Here is a 17,224-nt window from a genome sequence, read left to right on the forward strand (position 1 = left end):
CACCGGGATGCGCTTGCTGTTGATCGAGGACGATCCGATGGTCGGCCGCGCCATGCGCCAAGGGCTGGGCGACGCTGGCTTCGCCGTGGACTGGGTGCAATCCGGCCGATCCGCTGAATTGGCCCTCGCGAATGGCGTCTACGCCCTCGCACTGCTCGACCTGGGTCTGCCGGACTGTGACGGCATGAGCCTGCTGCGAAACCTCCGTGCGCGATCGTCAGAGCTGGCGCATCTGCCCGTGCTGATCGCCACGGCCCGCGACGCGGTGGAGGACCGCATCCGGGGCTTGAACGCGGGGGCGGACGACTACGTCCTCAAACCGTTCGATCTGGATGAGTTGATCGCCCGTGTGCGCGCCCTGCTGCGCCGCCGTGGTGGTGGCAGCACCCCCTTGATTCAATGTGGCCAGCTCACGCTGGACACGGTGCGGCGCGAGGTGCAATTGGATGGTCAAGACATCGCCCTGTCGGGGCGAGAGTACGCGTTGCTGGAGGCCTTGATGCAATCCCCGGGCGCGGTGCTCTCACGAGAGCAGCTGGAAGACAGCATCTATGGCTGGAATCAGGAAATCGGCAGCAATGCCGTCGAAGTGCACCTGCACCACCTGCGGCGCAAGCTGGGAGCGGACCGGATTCGCAACGTGCGTGGCGTGGGCTACAAAGTCAGCCCTTGAGCGCAGACAACAGGAAGCCTGTCCACCTTCCGTTGCGCACTCCATTCATTCAATCAATCCATGCAAATCTCCATCCACCGCAGGGTGCTCACTTGGTCCCTCGGAGCCTTGGCGCTGGGCACTGCCTTGCTGCTGGTCGGCTTTTACGAAGTGCTCTCCGACGAAATGGGCGAGGTGTTCGCGGACAACCTCAAGCAAGTGGCGTTGGCGGTCGCCAGCCACCCAGAAGCGCTGGAGGAGCAGGCCACCGAAACTGCGCGACGGCTTTCGCTTCAGTTGCCACGCATCTACGAAGAGTACGGAGACTTCGAGTTCGTCACGGCCGTATGGACGCGCGATGGCAAGCTGCTGCACACCTCGGACCCACGAGCGCGCCTGCCTTTTCTGGTGCGCAATGGCTTGTCCACGGTGGAAACCTACAACAAGGAAGCCACCAACCGATGGCACATCTACACCGTCGTGCTCGATGACCGCATTGTCCAAGCGGCCCAGCGCGCGGAGGAACGGGAGCTGCTCGCACGCGAGACCGCCAACAAACTGACCCTGCCCATCCTGGGTTTGTTGGTCGTGGTGGCGGGTTTGCTGACGTTCGGGCTGCGTCGCGGGCTCGCGCCACTGTCGAGCGCGGCGGCGGATGTGGCCGCGCGCAGCGCTGAAACCCTGCATCCCATTCCGCTGCAAACTTACCCACCGGAACTGCACCCCCTGGTGCGCGCCACGAACGACCTGATGGCACGCTTGGGACAGGCCCTGATCCTGCAGCGCAACTTCCTCGCCGACGCCGCGCATGAACTGCGCACCCCCATCACGGCGTTGCGCTTGCAGTTGCAGCTGTTGGAGCGAGCGACGGGTGAGGCACAGCGCCAGCAAGCACTGCTGGACTTGCGCGCGGGCGTGGAACGCGCGCAGCGCCTGGTGGAGCAACTGCTGCAACTGTCACGCCTCGCTCCCGACGCGCCCAAGCAGGTGCACCGTCCCGTCCATCTGATCGGCTTGGCGCGTTCCGTGGTCACGATGTTCAGTGCCAGGGCGGACGATCTGGGCGTGGATCTGGGCATCCTGGAAAGTCGCGCGCGCAACGATGAACCGGCCCCCGCATCCGCACCCACATCGACACCCCGCCCCGCAACCGAAACCGAAGTCGTGGTGCGGGGCGACGCCCAGCAGCTCACGATCCTGCTGTCCAATCTGGTGGACAACGCACTGCGCCACACACCGGCCGGTGGACGCGTGGACATCGGGATCGAAGCCCGCGAAGGGCGAGCCTGCTTGACCGTGACGGACAACGGCCCAGGCATCCCAGACAGCGACCGGCAACGCGTGTTCGACCGCTTCTACCGGGGCAATTCAGACTCTTTCTCGGTCGGCAGCGGACTGGGACTCGCGATTGTCAAAGCGGTGTGCGAGCAACACGGCGCCAGCATCGAGTTGACCGAGGCCCCGCCGCAGGGACTGCGCGTCACCGTGTGCTTCCCGCGGGCTTGAGCGGGGACACCATGGGCGACGCGGCGGGCGCGGTAGCCTGCCCTGAAGTCCGGCAGGGGCGAAACAGGTCCAGCGCCGGTTCGTAGACGCTGGTTTGCACATCAAGCAAGCCCAGCATCGAGTGAAACAGGTTGTCGTGACTCAGCGCCTCGTCCGAGCGCTCGCGCAGGCATGCCATGTCCACGCCAAAATGCTGCGCGAAAGCCGGAGACAACCACGTCACCATGGGCACCTGAGTCTGTTCGCGGGGGGCGATGGCCCAGGGCATGCCGTGCAGGTACAAGCCGGATTCCCCGAGCGATTCACCGTGGTCGGACAGGTAGAGCATGGCCGTGTCGTAGTGGCCTTTCGGTCCGCCGACTTGGTCCAGGAACTCAACAACCCGGCTCAGCACATGGTCGGTGTACAACAGCGAATTGTCATAAGCGTTGCGCACTTGGTCTGGCGTGCAATTGCGCAGACTCTCATCCTCGCAGGCGGGACCGAAGCGCTTATAGGCCGCCGGATACCTGCGGAAATAGGCGGGCCCGTGACTGCCCAATTGATGCAGCACGATGAACAGGTTGCCGCGCCCATCGGACGCGAGCGCGGCATCGGCGGCGATCTTGGACAAACCATGCACCAGCACTTCATCCAGGCACTGACCTTCCAGGCACAAGCCCTCCACCTTGGCGTGGTTCAACTGCTGGGTCGGCAAGCCGTCGCACACGCCTTTGCAGCCACCCTGGTTGTCGCGCCACAGCACCTGGAAACCCGCGCGCGCCAGCACGTGCAGCAAGGACTCGTGGGTGAGAATTTGCTCCTCGTCGTAGTGTCGGCGGCCGAAAGGTGAAAACATGCAAGGCAGCGACACCTCGGTCGAAGTCCCGCACGACGTGACGTGCGAGAAGTTCACCAACTGCCCCGACGCCCTCAGGCGAGTGAGTTCCGGGTTGGTCAGACGTTCATACCCGTTGAGCGAGAAATTGGGAGCCCGAGCGGTCTCTCCCACCACCAGCACGAAAAGCGCCGGGCGACCTTGGCGCTGCGGCTGTTGCCAGACAGCTCCCAAGCGTGCGTCGGCCCCCACCACCTGCCGGGATTGCCTCGATGCCAATACCCCAGGGCCCACCGCTTCGCGCATCGCCGCGACCACCAGATTGGCGGGCGTGAGCAGGTAGCGCACCTCCTTGTGGTTGCGGTTGAGCGCCGCGAAGTCCGCGGAGACGGACCACACGCTCGCCATCGCCAGCACCAGCGCGCCGAGGATGGACGAGCCGCGCCACACCAAGGTGCGAGTCCAGGAACGTTGGGGGATGCGGGGCCACCACAGCAAGGCGGCGGGCAAGGCGCCGAACAACAGCACGTTGCCGGCTAGCCCCCAGTTCAGCAGTTCCCGAGCCTCGTCCCAATTGGTCGCCAAGACATTGCGCAGCATGTCCTTGTCGAAATGGACAGCGTAACGGTCCATGTACCAGGCCGCCGTGGCCGACGCGAGAAACAGCACGGCCAACACCGGCCTCACTCCTCGGCGTGGCACCGGCCAGGTCAGCAGCGCGAGAAAGGCAAAGTAGGCCGAGGCGCAGGCCACGAGCAAGGCGGCCGCGAACCCCCAGCTTGAGAGTGCACCCCAGTCCCGTCCGACCATGGCCGCACGCCAAAACGGCGTGTTGCAGGCCAGCAGCACATAGAGCGTGCCCCATGCCAGCAAGGCCTCGGAGGAAAGCTGCGGACGGGCTATCAACCCATCTTTGTTCGTCTTGGGCCCATCCTGCCGTGCTTTTTTCCAGAATTTCATGGGCGCAAGGATGCGCCGCGGACACTTAAGAGCGCCTTAAAACGGTGCGCCGCACACCCCGGCGATTTGCCCCCCAGGCAGCACCGCTGCGGCACGAACGCACCTGGCCCCCACCCTGCTCGGTGTCACCTCTCAGGGCGGCCAGCCGCCTGGCCGGGCCATAGCCAAAAACCGCTAAAATCGGGGGCTTTGCAGAACGCCGCCGGAAAACTTCGGGAGCGGCCAGTCTATTTCTCCATCACTGGACAACACATCATGAAAATCGCTCAAGAAATCCGCGCCGGCAACGTGATCATGCACGGCAAGGATCCGATGGTCGTGCTCAAGACCGAATACGCCCGCGGTGGCCGCAACGCCGCCACCGTGCGCATGAAGCTCAAAAGCCTGATCGCGAACTTCGGCACCGAAGTCGTGTTCAAGGCCGACGACAAGATGGACCAGATCATTCTGGAAAAGAAGGAATGCACCTATTCCTACTTCGCCGACCCGATGTATGTCTGCATGGACACCGAGTACAACCAGTACGAGGTGGAAGCCGAGAACATGGGCGACGCCCTGCACTACCTGGAAGACGGCATGGCCGTGGAAGTGGTGTTCTACGACGGCAAGGCCATCTCGGTCGAGCTGCCCACCAGCGTCGTGCGTGAAATCACCTGGACCGAACCTGCCGTCAAGGGCGACACCTCGGGCAAGGTGCTCAAGCCCGCCAAGATCGCCACGGGCTTCGAAGTCGCCGTGCCGCTGTTCGTGGACCAGGGCGACAAGATCGAAATCGACACCCGCACCGGCGAATACCGCAAGCGAGTCTGACCGGGTCATACCCCCTCAGGCGCCTGACCTCCGGGCGCTTGCCGCCGGTGGACCGCGGCGTCATCGGCGACAATGCACCGCAAGGCTCCTCCTGGCAGGAGCCTTTTTTCTTGGGATGCTGACATGCTGAAACACCACACCCGTGACCTCAACCCCAGCACCCTGGCCGAGGCCTGGGATGCACTCAAGGCCCATGCCGACGCGGGCTTGCCGCTGGGCGCGGACGCCTTCCGTCTGGCGTTCGCCGACCCGGAATTCCTGCTGCGCCGCGAGACCCGCGGCATCCGCTTTCAGCTCGAGCTGATGAAGCCGGACCTGGAACAACAGGAGCAAGGCATCCATCACACGGTGGTGGTCTACGGCAGCGCGCGCACGCCCTCCCCGGAGCAGGCACAAGCCAATATGGATGCCGCCCGCGCCAGCGGTGACGCCCAGGCGCTGAAGCGCGCTGAACGCGACCTGCGCAATTCACGCAACTACGACGCCGCGCGTCGTTTCGGCAAGTTGGTGGCCGAGCACGGCGCGCGCATGCCGCAGAACGAGCGGCTGTACATCTGCACCGGCGGTGGCCCCGGCATCATGGAAGCAGCCAACCGCGGCGCGCACGAGGCGGGCGCGCTCAACGTCGGTCTGAATATCACGCTGCCGCACGAACAGAACGGCAACCGCTACATCTCACCTTCGCTCAGCTTCAAGTTCCACTACTTCGCGTTGCGCAAGATGCACTTCATGATGCGCGCCAAGGCACTGGTGGTTTTCCCGGGCGGCTTTGGCACGCTGGACGAACTGTTCGAGGTGATGACGCTGGTGCAAACCGGCAAGTCCGAGCGCGTGCCCATCGTGCTGCACGGCCGTGAGTTCTGGCAACGCCTGATCGATTTCGACTTGCTGATCGAGGAAGGCTTGATTTCGCCAAAGGACGTGGAGTTGTTCCGCATCGTCGACACGCCCGAAGCGGCCTGGGAAGCGATCCAGGGCTACTACAAACTCGACACCGAGCGCGGCTGAGCGACGGACTTCAGCCCCCAGGCGGCGCGGCTACCCCAGCCCACCGCCACACCCACGGTCCAGAACACCAGGGACACCCCCACCACGGCGCCCACGCTGCCGAACATCAGGGGCATGGCCACGCTGGACGCATTGAGCGTGAGCAGGCGCAGGCCCAAGGCTTCGCCGTGGCGGTCGTGCGGGGTGATCTGGTGCAGCGTGCTCATGATCAGCGGCTGCACCGAGCCCAGCACCAGCCCCAGCAGCACCGAACACAGGCCCATGCTCCAGGCGCCCGGCATGAAGGGATAGGCCAGGAACAGCACCGCTGTCGCCAGCATGGCCCCCGCCATCACCATCCACTCCCGCAGCCGCGCAGCCAACCACGGCATGAGCAAGCGGACCGCCGCCGCCGAGATCGCGAAGGCTCCCAGCAGCGTGCCGATGGTCGAGGCGCTGAATCCGCGCTCGTGCCCCAGCACCGGCATCACGAAGGTGTGCACATCCCAGCACGCTGACAGCAGCCAGTTGACCAGCATGAGACGGCGCATCTGAGGTTCGCGCAAGAGGTCCCACGCGCGGCGCGATCCTGTCGTCGGGGCCGCGGCCGAGCGCCGCTGCGGGGCCCGGCGCACGCACAGCCAAGTCACCAGGGGCAGCAGGGCCGCGAACAGGAAGGCGGCGCGGTAACCCTGCAGATCCCCCGGGCGTCCCCCCAGCCAGACGCCCACATGGTCGATCAGCAGGCCAGCGAGCAAAGGGCCAAGGAAGTTGGAAAACGCCGGGCCGATGGACAACCAGCTGAACATGCGCTTGAGTTCCGCCGCGTCGCGCGCGCTGCGGCCCACCTGCCGCTGCAGCGCGATGGACGCCGCGCCCGTGGCCCCGCCCGCGCACAGGGCGGCCAGGCACAGCACGGGGAAGATGGGGAACACAGCGGCCAGCAAGGTCCCACTGACGGCAGCCGTCACGGCAAGGCCCACGGGCCGGCGCAAGCCATGGCGATCGGCATAGCGCCCCGCCGGCAGGGCCAGGAAGACCTGAGTCAAGGCAAACAAGGCCATCAACACGCCCACGGCCAGCGGGCTGTATCCCTGGGTCAGGGCCAGCAGGGGCGCGGCCATGCGCATCCCCGCCATGCAGGCGTGCAAACAGATGTGGCCGAAGATCAGGCGAGGAAGCCAGCGGTTCATTCAACGCCCGCCCAACACCCCATGCCGTCGGACACGCCCATGCCCTGCCCGCGCACGCCTGTCATTCCTCGTCCACGCCCTTGTCCAGCGGCAGCAGGTTTTGCGCCTGGGTTTCGGGCAAGGCCTCCACGGCCTTGAGCGCGCGGCTCATGGCGCGGCTGCGCACCTCGGCGCTGTCCAGGGTGTTGAGCACGGTCTGGGTCTGCGTCTTGACCCGGGCCAGCACCTCGCCGAACTTGTTGAACTCGGTCTTGACCGCGCCCAGCACCTGCCAGACCTCGCTGCTGCGCTTTTCCAGCGCCAGCGTGCGAAAGCCCATCTGCAAGGAACTCAGCATGGCCAGCAGGGTCGTGGGGCCGGCCAAGGTGACACGGTGGTCGCGCTGCAGCGCCTGCATCAGACCCGGGCGGCGCAGCACCTCGGCGTAGAGCCCTTCGGTGGGCAGGAAGAGGATGCCGAAATCCGTGGTGTGCGGGGGGGCGAGGTACTTCTCCGCGATGCTCTTGGCCTCGAGCCGAATGCGCGCTTCCAAGGCCTTCGCGGCAGCTTCCGCGCCCACCGCATCGGCGCGCTGCTGCGCATCGAGCAAGCGTTCATAGTCTTCGTTAGGGAACTTGGCGTCGATGGGCAGCCAGCAAGGCTCGCTGTCCTCGCCCGCAGCGCCCTTGCCCGGCAGTCGGATCGCGAAGTCCACCACATTGCGGCTACCGGGCACGGTGGCCACCTGCGCCGCGTACTGCTCGGCGGTGAACACCTGCTCCAGCAGTGCCGCGAGCTGCGCCTCGCCAAACATGCCGCGTGTCTTGACATTGGTCAGCAGATGCTTGAGGTCGCCCACGCCCGCGGCCAGGCTCTGCATCTCGCCCAGGCCCTTGTGCACCAGTTCCAGACGCTCCGCCACCTGCTTGAAGCTCTCGCCCAAGCGCTGCTCCAGCGTGGCGTGCAGTTTCTCATCCACGGTCGCGCGCATTTCGTCGAGCTTGACCGCGTTGCTCTGCTGCAATTGCGCGAGCTTGGCTTCCATCGTCGCGTTCATCTCGCCGATGCGCCGGGCGTTCATCTCGCTGAGGTTGGACAGTTGGGTGGTCAGGGTATCGCGCACCTCTTTCTGGAACAGCGCGATCTTCTGGCTGAAATCGTCCAGCCGCGCGTCCTGCGTGCGGGTTGCGGTCGCCGACTGCTGTACCAGGCTCTGCTGAAAAGTGGCCAACGTCTGCTGCAACTCCTGCCGCGTGCCCCGCGCCGAGTCGCCGATGTCCTGCCGCAGCTCGCGCGCCAGGTGCTGACTTGCGGCGCTGTCGCCACGGCGCACCAGCACCATGAGCAACAGAACCAGGTTCACGACCACGAGCGCGAGGACGAGCAGTACCAGCAGGGTGATGTTCATAGGCAAGGCATCGGGCACCGGCTCACGGTCCGGCGGCCACAGAGGCAAATCATGGAGGACAGGTCGAGCACGACGACCTCATCGCACAAGGCCGGCGGGGCCTGCCATCGCACGAGGCCGGCAAAGCGGCCTGCCAACGCATAAGGCCGGCACATCGGCCTGTTCAATGAAAGGCAAGCCGAGCGAAACGCCGGGCTGACCTGCGAATTCTACGCCCGGCCCAGGGCCTCACCAGAGGATCAACACCGTCGCCAACCCAAGGAACAGACCCATGCTCGCGACATCGGTGGCCGTGGTCAGGAAGATGCTGGACGCGGTGGCCGGGTCGGCGCCCAGGCGCTTCAAGGTCAACGGAATCATCGCCCCCGAAATGCCGCTGACGACGCAGCTGCCGACCATCGCCAACAAGATGGCCAAGGCCAACCAGGGCGCGGCCGGATTGTGCTGCGACGCTGCGGTGACGTACATGCCCACCGCGCTGACCAAGCCCACCAAGAGACCGTTGAGCAAACCCAACCAGGCCTCCTTGGCGACCAAGGCACGCTCGCGCCCTGGTCGCACCTCGCCCAAGGTCAGGCCGCGCAAGGTCACGGCCAGGGCCTGGCAGCCCGTGTTGCCGCTCTGCCCGGCCAGCACGGGCAGGAACAGGGCCAGGATGACCAGCTGGTTCAAGGTCTCCTGGAAGACCCCGACCACGGCGGCGGCCAGGAAAGCCGTCAGCAGATTGAATTGCAGCCAGGGGTGGCGCAGCTTGAGGCAGCGCTGCCAGGGCGTGGTGAGGCGCTCTTCCTCGACGCCGACCATGCTGGCGGGCTGGGCGCTGATCTCGAAGTTCTGCTCTTCGAACAGCACCTGGCCGCGCACCAGACCGACGAGCCGTCCGTCACCGTCGCACACCGGGTACACCGGGTAATGCCGGCTGAGCACGGCCTTCATGGCCTCGGCTAGGGGCATGCGCGCGTCCAGGCTGAAGGGGGACGCGATCATCACCGCCTCCAGGGTACGTTCGTGCTCGGCGAACAGCAGGTCGCGCATGGTGATCACGCCCCGCAAGCGCCCTGCCTCGTCGACGATGAAACCGTAGGTGATGAAAGCCTGCTTGATCAGCTCACGCAAACGCTCGATGGTCTCGCCCACCGTGAGCCGTGGTGGGAACACCGCATACACCGGATCCATGAAGCGGCCGACACTGCCCTGCGGATAAGCTTGGTTGCGCACCCACTGGCTGACCTGGATCGGCGGGGTGGCGGCACACACCCGCTCGGCATAGTCCGCGGGAAAGAGGTCCAAGATGGCCGTGGCACGCCCCGGATGCAGCTCCAGCAAGAGTGCGCTGCTCAGCTCGGGCGCCTCGTCGCGCAACAACTTGGCGGCCTCGCGGTCGTCGCGCTGCGCGATGGCCGTGCTGAGCCCCGCCCGCCGCGGCCTCGCGTCGGCGCTTGCCTCGTTCGTGTGATGGTGATCCATGAAACTGTGTCCTGCCCTTGCATGCCCCAGTCCGGCCAGCGCCTACCTGATCGTGCTCCAGCGCGGCCCCCTCTTGACCGTGGAGATCCCGCAGCGCTCTTGAGCGCTCGCATGGGTACAGGCCTGGGGCACGCGCAGCAGCGCGAGCAGTCTAGACGATCTGGGCCGCTCAACCGTTCAGCACGGCCTGGGCGATGAGGTCAGCCGTCGGTGGACAGTGCCTGTGCGCTGTGGTGAGGCACGACAAGCCGACCGTTGCCGTCGGCGATGGCTTCGATGGCGATGCGCGGCGCGGCGGAGGTGACCGAGCCAAAGATCGTGGCGAACGAGACGTCGGCGGCGTCGCGGCCCGTGCCCAGGCGCACGAAACCCATGGGAATCGCGGTGCCCGAAGGGTCGAACAGGTACCAGCGTTCGCCCAGCCAGACCTCCACGTAGGCGTGGAAGTCGGTCGGCCCCAGGGCGGGGTCAGCGCCATAGTCGATGCCCGTCGCGAAACGCGCGGGGATGTTGATCGCGCGGCACAGGGCGATCATCAAATGGGCAAAGTCACGGCACACGCCCACGGTGCCCAGCAGGGTGTCGATCGCCGAGGTGTCGGAGGTGGACGAGTTGGAAGTGAAGGTCGTGCGGCTGAGCACCCAGTCGCGGATGGTCTGCACCCTGGCGTAACCTTGCGGCAGGCGGCCGAACTCACGCATGGCAAAACGGTGCAGCCGGTCCGAGGGGCAGTAGCGGCTGGGGTAGATGTAACTCAGCACCGACAGGGGCAGGCGCGCGACCGGAACCTCGGCGATCCAGCCGGGCTCGGCCACATGGTGGTCCAAGTCGATGGTGGCGTCGTAACGCACCGTCAACGGGCCTGGCAGGGCCTGCAAGCGCAGGTAGCGGTTGCCCGTGGCGGGGTCGGTCTGAACCACGGAAGGCAAAGCCTGGCTGAGGCTGAGCGCCTCGCGGACCACACGCTGGCGCTGCGTGTGCGCGGCATGGATGTTGAAAACGAAGTCGCCGCCGTGCTCACCGATGTCGTAGGCCAGTTCCAGCGCAATGTGCAAGCGGATCATCGCGGCGACGGCAGTCCGCGGAGGTCGAAAGAATGAGAGCGATGTGGCATGGTGGTGTTGGCCCATTGTAGGCCCGCGTCGACGCCCATCGGCCGAGCGCACCCGGGAAGGCTCAACACAAGCGCAAACATGCTCCAGTTCCAGCGTGGCGGAGGTGACGTTGACAACCGCGACATGCGGTGCTTCGAGCATATGGATATGACAAAGCATTGGTTCACACCGCGCGGCTTCCTGCCTATGATTTTTCCCACGGCGTCATGCTGCCCCGCGGCGAAGAACGCCGACCCAACCACCTTCTGGAGTCAGACTCTCATGCGCAAGCGCACTTTCAACACCCTGATCGCCTCGGCCTTCGCGGCGATCCTGAGCCTGGGCGCCGTCACCGCCCACGCCGACCAGCTCGCCGACATCAAGAAAAAGGGCGTGCTCGTCTTCGGCATCCTGGGCATCGATGAGCCCAACAGCTTCGTTGACCCCAAGACGCGTCAATACATCGGCTATGAAATCGACCTGGCCAACGCCATCGCCCAGAAGATCGGCGTCAAGGCCGAATTCAAGCAGGTGGCCGTGGCCGCTCGCATTCCCGAACTTCAGCAAGGTCACGTGGACCTGCTGGCCGCTTCGCTGACCCACAACAAGGAACGCGAGGCCCTGATCGACTTTGGCCTGACCCACTTCGTCACCGGCTCCAAGGTGCTCGTGACCAAGAAGAGCGGCATCACCAGCGTGCAACAGCTCGGCGGAAAGAAGGTCGTGACTGTCAAGGGCGGCACGCAGGAGCCCAACCTCAAGCGCGCCGTGCCCACCGCCGAAGTGGTGACCTTTGAATCGACGCAACAGGCTTTCCTCGCCCTGCAGCAGGGCAAGGGCGTTGCCTACGTGAACGACGAATCCTCGCTCTACAGCGACGTGCTCAAGCTCGGCCCCAAGGCCAAGGACTACGTCGTGCTTCCCGAGAACCTGAACGTCGAACCCCTGGCCATCGGCATCAAGAAGGGCGAGACGGCACTCAAGGCCGTGGTGGACCAAACCCTGCGCGAACTCGAAAGCTCGGGCGCGGCCGACAAGCTCTACGAAAAGTGGTACGGCCAGGGCAGCAAGCTCAAGTTCGGCAAGCGCACTTGGAAGATCGAGTCCGACAAGGTGGACGGCTGATTTCCGGTCCGGCCGCTCTTGCGCCGGCCGACACGACGGCCCGCCCCCAGGCGGGCCGTTTTCATGTTCCCGGACAATCCCCCCATGCCCTCCTTCGATTTCTCCCTGCTGATCGCGGGCCCTTACCATGAGACGCTGCTGGCCGGCCTGGCCATGTCGCTGCGGCTGCTGGTCATCTCGCTGATGCTGGCCCTGCCGCTCGCGGCCGCACTGGCCCTCTTGCGCCTATCCCCGTGGGCACCCCTGCGCGCGTTTGCTTGGCTGTGCGTCGAGGTGCAACGCAACATTCCGCCCCTGGCCCATCTGCTGTTCTGGTACTTCGCGGCGCCGGAGCTGCTGCCCGAGGCGTTGCGCGATTGGCTCTACGGCCACAACTTCGAAGCCATCGCCGCCGTGGTCGCGCTCACGCTCTACGCCGCGGCCTTCATGGGCGAGGACCTGCGCAGCGGCATCCGCTCCGTCCCCGCCGTGCAATTCGAGGCTGGCCGGGCCCTGGGCCTGGGCTTTCTGCCGACCATGCGTTTCATCATCCTGCCGCAGGCGCTGCGCATCGCCACGCCGCCCCTGTTGTCGCAAACGCTCAACCTCTGGAAGAACAGCAGCCTGGCCACCGTGATCGGCACGGCCGAGCTGATGTACGCCGCCGCCAAGGTCGAGACCGAAACCTTCCGCAGCTTCGAGGCTTTCGCCTTCGCGACCGTCTGCTACCTGACGGTCTCTCTGGCCATCGGCGCCCTGGCCGCCTGGTTCGCCCGCCGCTATCCGCCGCGCTCGGCCTGAGGACCCCCATGACCTTTCTGGAAGTCATCGACAACTACTGGCTCTATTTCCTGGTCGGCCAGTACCCCGAAGGCCCGCTGGGCGGGCTGGCCCTCACCCTGCTGCTGTCCGCTGCCGGCCTGCTCGCCGCCCTGCCCGCCGGTCTGGTGCTGGGTCTCGCGCGGGTCAGCCCCTGGCGCGCCCTGCGCTGGCCCGTGACCGCCCTGGTCTACGTGGTGCGCGGCACGCCGCTGCTGATGGTGGTGTTCTGGGCCTACTTCTTCCTGCCCAGCGTGACGGGCGCCAAGACGGACCAATTCACCACCATGCTGATCGCGCTCGCGCTGTTCAACGGCGCCTACCTCGCGGAGGTGGTGCGCGCGGGCATCCAAGGCCTGCCGCGCGGCCAGATGGAAAGCGCGCGGTCGCTCGGCCTGTCCTGGCTGCAGGCCATGCGCGGGGTCATCCTGCCGCAGGCCCTGCGCAACATGCTGCCGTCGCTGGTCAGCCAGTTCGTGATGACCATCAAGGAAACCTCGCTGGGCTACATCATCGGACTGAACGAGGTGTCCTTCATCACCTCGCAAATCAACACCCAGGTCTTCGTCTACCCGGTACAGCTCTACCTGATCCTGGGTCTGAGCTATTTCGTGCTGTGCTTCAGCCTCTCTCGTTTCGCCTACTGGATGGAACGCCGACTGGAACGCAAGGCACGGCCCATCCCTCAACATTCCGTCCCCGCCACCGCATGATCACCTTCGAGAACGTCAACAAATGGTATGGCCAGCGTCGCGACTACCACGCGCTGGTCGATGTGAGCGAAACCGTGAACCGCGGCGAGGTGGTCGTGGTCTGCGGCCCATCGGGCTCGGGCAAGTCCACGCTGATCCGCACCCTCAACCGGTTGGAGCCGATCGACGGCGGACGCATCACGCTCAATGGCGAGGACATCCACCGCAAGGGCCTGGACCTCAACGCCTTGCGCTCAGGCATCGGCTTCGTGTTCCAGCAGTTCAACCTGTTCCCGCACTTGAGCGCGCTGGACAACTGCACGCTGGCGCCGGTTTATCTCAAGCGGGCCACGAAGGCCGAGGCGCGCGAGCGCGCGCTCGCCCTGCTGGACCGCGTCGGCCTGGCCCACAAGGCCGACGCCCTGCCCGCGCAGCTGTCGGGCGGGCAGCAGCAGCGCGTGGCCATCGCCCGCGCCCTGGCCATGCAGCCGCCGCTGATGCTGTTCGACGAGCCCACCAGCGCGCTCGACCCCGAGATGGTCGGCGAGGTGCTGCAAGTGATGAAGGGACTGGCCCGCGACGGCATGACCATGCTGATCGTCACGCACGAAATGGGCTTCGCGCGCGAGGTGGCCGATCGCGTGCTTTTCATGGACGCGGGCCGGGTGCTGGAACGCGCCACGCCGGAGGCCTTCTTCACCCAGCCGGAACATCCGCGCGCGCGCCAGTTCATCGCGGACATCCGCAGCCACTGACCTGCATCTCGCCTGGTCTCGTCTCGGGTCAAGCGTACCCGACCCATGGGCCGCCTGAGTTGTCTTGGGTGGCCTGGGAAGTACGACGGTGGCCCTCTCAACTCAGGCGCGGCAGCGCATGCGTCACCAGCAGCAAGGCGGCCAAAGCCATGCCCAGCACCGCACGCTGCCACCGCGAGACGGGCCAATCCGCACCCGTGCCGTCGTCTTGAGTTTCAAGCAGTCGCTGAGTCATGTGCTTCCTGGATGGGGTGTGAGCATTCTGAAAACAATCGGCCGCGAATGGAACGAAAAGATCGTCAGATCGATATGACCAAATCGGCATAAGACCACCGGCACCCGGCACCCGGCACGGCCGATACTTGCTCGGCACTTGGCCAGCACGCGTTCAGGTGTAGGCGGAGGGCGGGGGCAAGACATCGTTCAGCGCCCAGTTGCCCAGATCGCGCAGCTTGTACTCGATGGGGTCGTGCAGAGTGTGGGTGCGGGCGTTGCGCCAAAAGCGGTCGTGACCCAAGGGTGCGTGCAAGGAGGAAGTACCCGCCACCTCGAACAAGCGGCTGCCGATGTCCAAGGCCGCGCGCGCCGCCACCACCTTGGCGGTGGCCACCGCGACGGAGGCCGCGCCACGCTCCTCGGCCGTCAGCGCCTCACCGCGCTGCCAGGCCGCCTCGATCTGCTGCGCCGCCTGCTCGGCCAGGGCCTCGGCGGCCTTGAGCTGCACCCAGAACTCGCCAAACTTCTCCAGCAGGTACGGGTCCTGCGTGGCTTGCTCCACGTTGGAAAGCACCCAGGGCCGGCGCCACTGCCGCGTGTGGTCTCGCGCGGCCTGGTGCGCGCCCTCGGCGATGCCGAGGTATATGTTGACCAGCATGGACTGCGAGAGCGTGGAGCGCAGCGAGGCCCAGGCACTGCTGCCCGGACCGGGGTTCAGCACTTCCTCCGGTTTCACGAGCACGTCCTCGAAGACGACGTTGCCGCTGTCGGTCTGGCGCTGGCCGATGGCGTTCCAGTCGCCTTGGATCTGCAAACCCTCGCGGTCCGTGGGCACGGTCGCCGCGATCAGCCGGCCGCATTCCAGGTGGGCCGACACCAGCAGCACGTCGGCCCCCACCGCGCCCGAGCAGAAGCTTTTGACGCCATTGAGCACCAGGCCTTCGTCGAATTCCACCGCCGTGACGCGCTTGTCGGCCGGGTTGTTCGCATTGCCCCAGAACCAGCGCTCGCGCACGGTGCGCGTCAGCCATTCCTGTTGCTGCGCCTCGCTGCCAAAGAAGGACAGGCTGGCCACTTGCAGGTGCTGAAAGGCAAAGAGGTGCGCCATCGAACTGTCCACCGCCGCGATGCGGCGGATGGCGCGCAGGATGACGGGCCAGCGCTCACCCTGCCCGCCGAACTTCGCGGGCACGGCCAGGGTCAGCAAGCCGCTGTCGCGCAACAGGGCGCGCTCGGCGGCGGCGTGGCCGCCCCGGCGATCACGTTCGACGGCCGTCGCCGCCAGGCTGGCGCACAGCAGCGCGAGTTGTTCTTCCAGGGTTTGCTTGATGTCCATGGCGCCAGGACTCTAGCGAAGAAGGCTCGCGCTGGGAACGAATGAATCGTTGCTTGCTTATGGCGACAACATCTAAGCGCCGCCGAACTCAGGCAGCGGCGCAGCGCGCGACTCAGAGCAGCGCGTCGGCCCAGATGTTGCGCGCCCAGGACTTGGCGTACTGCCCTTCCAGCGCATTGGCGGCCGGCGACAGCCCGCCAGCGCCTTGCACCGCCACCACGGTCTTCTGTTCGGCGTTCCATTTGTGCACCGAAGCCACATGCACCACCTCGGTGGCGGACACGAAGCTGTAGCAGGTATTGGCGAGGATGGGCTCGGGGTTGACCTCGCGCCCCTGCAGCAGCGCGATCACCGCGTCCGCCGCGACCTTGCCGTGGTTGTTGGCCATGAAGCCGGATTTGGGCATGCCCGGCGCCGAGGCCGTGGCGTCGCCCAGCACATGCACACCCGGCGCGACGGCGGACTCGAAGCTGCGGAAGTCCACGCCCGCCCAGCGCCCGCCCACGTTGAGCAGCTGGGCCTGCTGGGCGATGCGGCCCGCCTGCTGCGGCGGCACCACGTTGAGCACGCCCGCGCGCACGGTGTCGAAGCTGGTCTCGATGGACAGGTTGCTGACGTCGACGCGCACCAGTTCACTGCTCGCCCGGTACTCGACCAGGCCCGGGTACAGCTCGTTCCAGGCCTTGAGGAAGAGGCCCTTCTTGGAGACGATGTCGGGGTTGGCGTCCAACACGATGACCTTGGAGCGCGGTTTGTGCGCCTTGAAGTAGGACGCGACCTGGGAGACGCGCTCATAAGGTCCGGGCGGGCAGCGGTACGGCGCCTTGGGAATGTGCAGCACATAGGTGCCGCCGTTGTCCAAGGCTTCGAGCTGCTTGCGCAGCGCGACCGTCTGAGCGCCCGCCTTCCAGGCATGCAGCACCTTGGCTTGCGCCTCGGCGCTTTCCAACCCGGGTGTCTGGTTGTAGAGGAAATCGATGCCTGGCGACACGATGAGGCGGTCGTATTTCAGGGTGTCGCCACGCGCCAGCCGCACTTCCTTCTTGGCCACGTCGATGGCCGTGGCTTCGTCACGCACCACGCGCACGCCGTGCTTGCGCTGCAGCGTGTCGTAGCTCGTGGTCAGATTCTCGAGGGTCTCGTAGCCGCCCAGCACGAGGTTGGACAGCGGGCAGGAGATGAAGGCGGCCTCCCGTTCAACCAGCACCACCTCAAGCTCGGGCGCCCACAGTCGCAGGTACTTGGCCGCCGTCGCGCCGCCGTAGCCGCCGCCGATGACGACCACGCGCTGGCGCGCCGTGGCGGCCGGGGTTGCGCAGCCGGTCATGGCGGCCAGCGCTCCCGCGCCAGCGCCCACTGCAAGGGTGCGCAAAAGGGTTCTGCGTGCGATCTTGTTCATTTGCGAGTCTCCAGGGCTATCGAGGGTTGG

The 17,224-nt window shown here is 66.0% G+C and carries 16 protein-coding genes; 8 read left to right on the forward strand and 8 right to left on the reverse strand.

Annotation, left to right across the window (positions count from 1 at the left end; translation table 11 throughout):
- Positions 1 to 7: 7 nt before the first annotated feature.
- Positions 8 to 673 carry a response regulator gene (locus tag HGR_RS04220; protein ID WP_006296851.1) on the forward strand — a complete coding sequence of 222 codons (666 nt, stop codon included), beginning with the start codon at positions 8 to 10 and terminating at the stop codon, positions 671 to 673.
- Positions 674 to 733: 60 nt separating this feature from the next.
- Positions 734 to 2,158: a sensor histidine kinase gene (locus tag HGR_RS04225; protein ID WP_006296852.1), complete on the forward strand. Its 1,425-nt coding sequence runs from the start codon at positions 734 to 736 to the stop codon at positions 2,156 to 2,158.
- Here HGR_RS04225 and HGR_RS04230 read toward each other — a convergent pair.
- Positions 2,133 to 3,935: a phosphoethanolamine transferase gene (locus HGR_RS04230; protein WP_006296853.1), complete on the reverse strand. Its 1,803-nt coding sequence runs from the start codon at positions 3,933 to 3,935 to the stop codon at positions 2,133 to 2,135. The two genes, HGR_RS04225 and HGR_RS04230, sit on opposite strands and share 26 nt — an antisense overlap.
- 255 nt (positions 3,936 to 4,190) lie before the next feature.
- Between HGR_RS04230 and efp the strand changes: the two genes are divergently transcribed.
- Positions 4,191 to 4,745: an elongation factor P gene (gene efp / locus HGR_RS04235; protein WP_006296854.1), complete on the forward strand. Its 555-nt coding sequence runs from the start codon at positions 4,191 to 4,193 to the stop codon at positions 4,743 to 4,745.
- A gap of 123 nt (positions 4,746 to 4,868) precedes the next feature.
- A complete protein-coding gene (locus tag HGR_RS04240; protein WP_006296855.1) occupies positions 4,869 to 5,753 on the forward strand; it encodes an LOG family protein in 885 nt (294 codons plus the stop codon).
- On the opposite strand, the gene HGR_RS04245 is transcribed toward HGR_RS04240, so the two are convergent.
- The 4 genes from HGR_RS04245 to HGR_RS04260 form a co-directional block, all read right to left on the reverse strand.
- Positions 5,726 to 6,925: an MFS transporter gene (locus HGR_RS04245; RefSeq protein WP_006296856.1), complete on the reverse strand. Its 1,200-nt coding sequence runs from the start codon at positions 6,923 to 6,925 to the stop codon at positions 5,726 to 5,728. The genes HGR_RS04240 and HGR_RS04245 overlap by 28 nt on opposite strands.
- A gap of 61 nt (positions 6,926 to 6,986) precedes the next feature.
- Positions 6,987 to 8,312, reverse strand: coding sequence for a DNA recombination protein RmuC (locus HGR_RS04250; protein ID WP_006296857.1), 1,326 nt, complete (start codon positions 8,310 to 8,312; stop codon positions 6,987 to 6,989).
- A 228-nt stretch (positions 8,313 to 8,540) separates the two neighbouring features.
- Positions 8,541 to 9,779: a magnesium transporter gene (locus HGR_RS04255; protein WP_006296858.1), complete on the reverse strand. Its 1,239-nt coding sequence runs from the start codon at positions 9,777 to 9,779 to the stop codon at positions 8,541 to 8,543.
- Between the two features lie 200 nt (positions 9,780 to 9,979).
- Complete coding sequence (locus tag HGR_RS04260; RefSeq protein ID WP_006296859.1) at positions 9,980 to 10,843, reverse strand: transglutaminase-like domain-containing protein; 864 nt, start codon at positions 10,841 to 10,843, stop codon at positions 9,980 to 9,982.
- Between the two features lie 312 nt (positions 10,844 to 11,155).
- Between HGR_RS04260 and HGR_RS04265 the strand changes: the two genes are divergently transcribed.
- From HGR_RS04265 to HGR_RS04280, 4 genes are all read left to right on the forward strand, one after another.
- A complete protein-coding gene (locus HGR_RS04265; protein WP_006296860.1) occupies positions 11,156 to 11,998 on the forward strand; it encodes an ABC transporter substrate-binding protein in 843 nt (280 codons plus the stop codon).
- A gap of 84 nt (positions 11,999 to 12,082) precedes the next feature.
- A complete protein-coding gene (locus tag HGR_RS04270) occupies positions 12,083 to 12,778 on the forward strand; it encodes an amino acid ABC transporter permease (RefSeq protein ID WP_006296861.1) in 696 nt (231 codons plus the stop codon).
- A gap of 8 nt (positions 12,779 to 12,786) precedes the next feature.
- Positions 12,787 to 13,509 carry an amino acid ABC transporter permease gene (locus HGR_RS04275; RefSeq protein WP_006296862.1) on the forward strand — a complete coding sequence of 241 codons (723 nt, stop codon included), beginning with the start codon at positions 12,787 to 12,789 and terminating at the stop codon, positions 13,507 to 13,509.
- Complete coding sequence (locus tag HGR_RS04280) at positions 13,506 to 14,243, forward strand: amino acid ABC transporter ATP-binding protein (RefSeq protein WP_006296863.1); 738 nt, start codon at positions 13,506 to 13,508, stop codon at positions 14,241 to 14,243. Before HGR_RS04275 ends, HGR_RS04280 begins: the two co-directional genes overlap by 4 nt.
- 97 nt (positions 14,244 to 14,340) lie before the next feature.
- On the opposite strand, the gene HGR_RS17510 is transcribed toward HGR_RS04280, so the two are convergent.
- From HGR_RS17510 to HGR_RS04290, 3 genes are all read right to left on the reverse strand, one after another.
- Positions 14,341 to 14,478: a hypothetical protein gene (locus HGR_RS17510; RefSeq protein ID WP_006296864.1), complete on the reverse strand. Its 138-nt coding sequence runs from the start codon at positions 14,476 to 14,478 to the stop codon at positions 14,341 to 14,343.
- Between the two features lie 153 nt (positions 14,479 to 14,631).
- A complete protein-coding gene (locus tag HGR_RS04285; protein WP_006296867.1) occupies positions 14,632 to 15,795 on the reverse strand; it encodes an acyl-CoA dehydrogenase family protein in 1,164 nt (387 codons plus the stop codon).
- A gap of 112 nt (positions 15,796 to 15,907) precedes the next feature.
- Complete coding sequence (locus HGR_RS04290) at positions 15,908 to 17,194, reverse strand: NAD(P)/FAD-dependent oxidoreductase (protein WP_006296868.1); 1,287 nt, start codon at positions 17,192 to 17,194, stop codon at positions 15,908 to 15,910.
- Positions 17,195 to 17,224: the final 30 nt, after the last annotated feature.

The sequence above is a fragment of the Hylemonella gracilis ATCC 19624 genome (genome assembly GCF_000211835.1).
GTDB lineage: Bacteria > Pseudomonadota > Gammaproteobacteria > Burkholderiales > Burkholderiaceae_C > Hylemonella > Hylemonella gracilis.

Bases quoted from the DNA above. Each gene is read 5' to 3' on its own strand.
- HGR_RS04220 (WP_006296851.1), top strand. From the start codon at position 8: ATGCGCTTGCTGTTGATCGAGGACGATCCGATGGTCGGCCGCGCCATG.
- HGR_RS04225 (WP_006296852.1), top strand. From the start codon at position 734: ATGCAAATCTCCATCCACCGCAGGGTGCTCACTTGGTCCCTCGGAGCC.
- HGR_RS04230 (WP_006296853.1), bottom strand. From the start codon at position 3,935: ATGAAATTCTGGAAAAAAGCACGGCAGGATGGGCCCAAGACGAACAAA.
- efp (WP_006296854.1), top strand. From the start codon at position 4,191: ATGAAAATCGCTCAAGAAATCCGCGCCGGCAACGTGATCATGCACGGC.
- HGR_RS04240 (WP_006296855.1), top strand. From the start codon at position 4,869: ATGCTGAAACACCACACCCGTGACCTCAACCCCAGCACCCTGGCCGAG.
- HGR_RS04245 (WP_006296856.1), bottom strand. From the start codon at position 6,925: ATGAACCGCTGGCTTCCTCGCCTGATCTTCGGCCACATCTGTTTGCAC.
- HGR_RS04250 (WP_006296857.1), bottom strand. From the start codon at position 8,312: ATGAACATCACCCTGCTGGTACTGCTCGTCCTCGCGCTCGTGGTCGTG.
- HGR_RS04255 (WP_006296858.1), bottom strand. From the start codon at position 9,779: ATGGATCACCATCACACGAACGAGGCAAGCGCCGACGCGAGGCCGCGG.
- HGR_RS04260 (WP_006296859.1), bottom strand. From the start codon at position 10,843: ATGATCCGCTTGCACATTGCGCTGGAACTGGCCTACGACATCGGTGAG.
- HGR_RS04265 (WP_006296860.1), top strand. From the start codon at position 11,156: ATGCGCAAGCGCACTTTCAACACCCTGATCGCCTCGGCCTTCGCGGCG.
- HGR_RS04270 (WP_006296861.1), top strand. From the start codon at position 12,083: ATGCCCTCCTTCGATTTCTCCCTGCTGATCGCGGGCCCTTACCATGAG.
- HGR_RS04275 (WP_006296862.1), top strand. From the start codon at position 12,787: ATGACCTTTCTGGAAGTCATCGACAACTACTGGCTCTATTTCCTGGTC.
- HGR_RS04280 (WP_006296863.1), top strand. From the start codon at position 13,506: ATGATCACCTTCGAGAACGTCAACAAATGGTATGGCCAGCGTCGCGAC.
- HGR_RS17510 (WP_006296864.1), bottom strand. From the start codon at position 14,478: ATGACTCAGCGACTGCTTGAAACTCAAGACGACGGCACGGGTGCGGAT.
- HGR_RS04285 (WP_006296867.1), bottom strand. From the start codon at position 15,795: ATGGACATCAAGCAAACCCTGGAAGAACAACTCGCGCTGCTGTGCGCC.
- HGR_RS04290 (WP_006296868.1), bottom strand. From the start codon at position 17,194: ATGAACAAGATCGCACGCAGAACCCTTTTGCGCACCCTTGCAGTGGGC.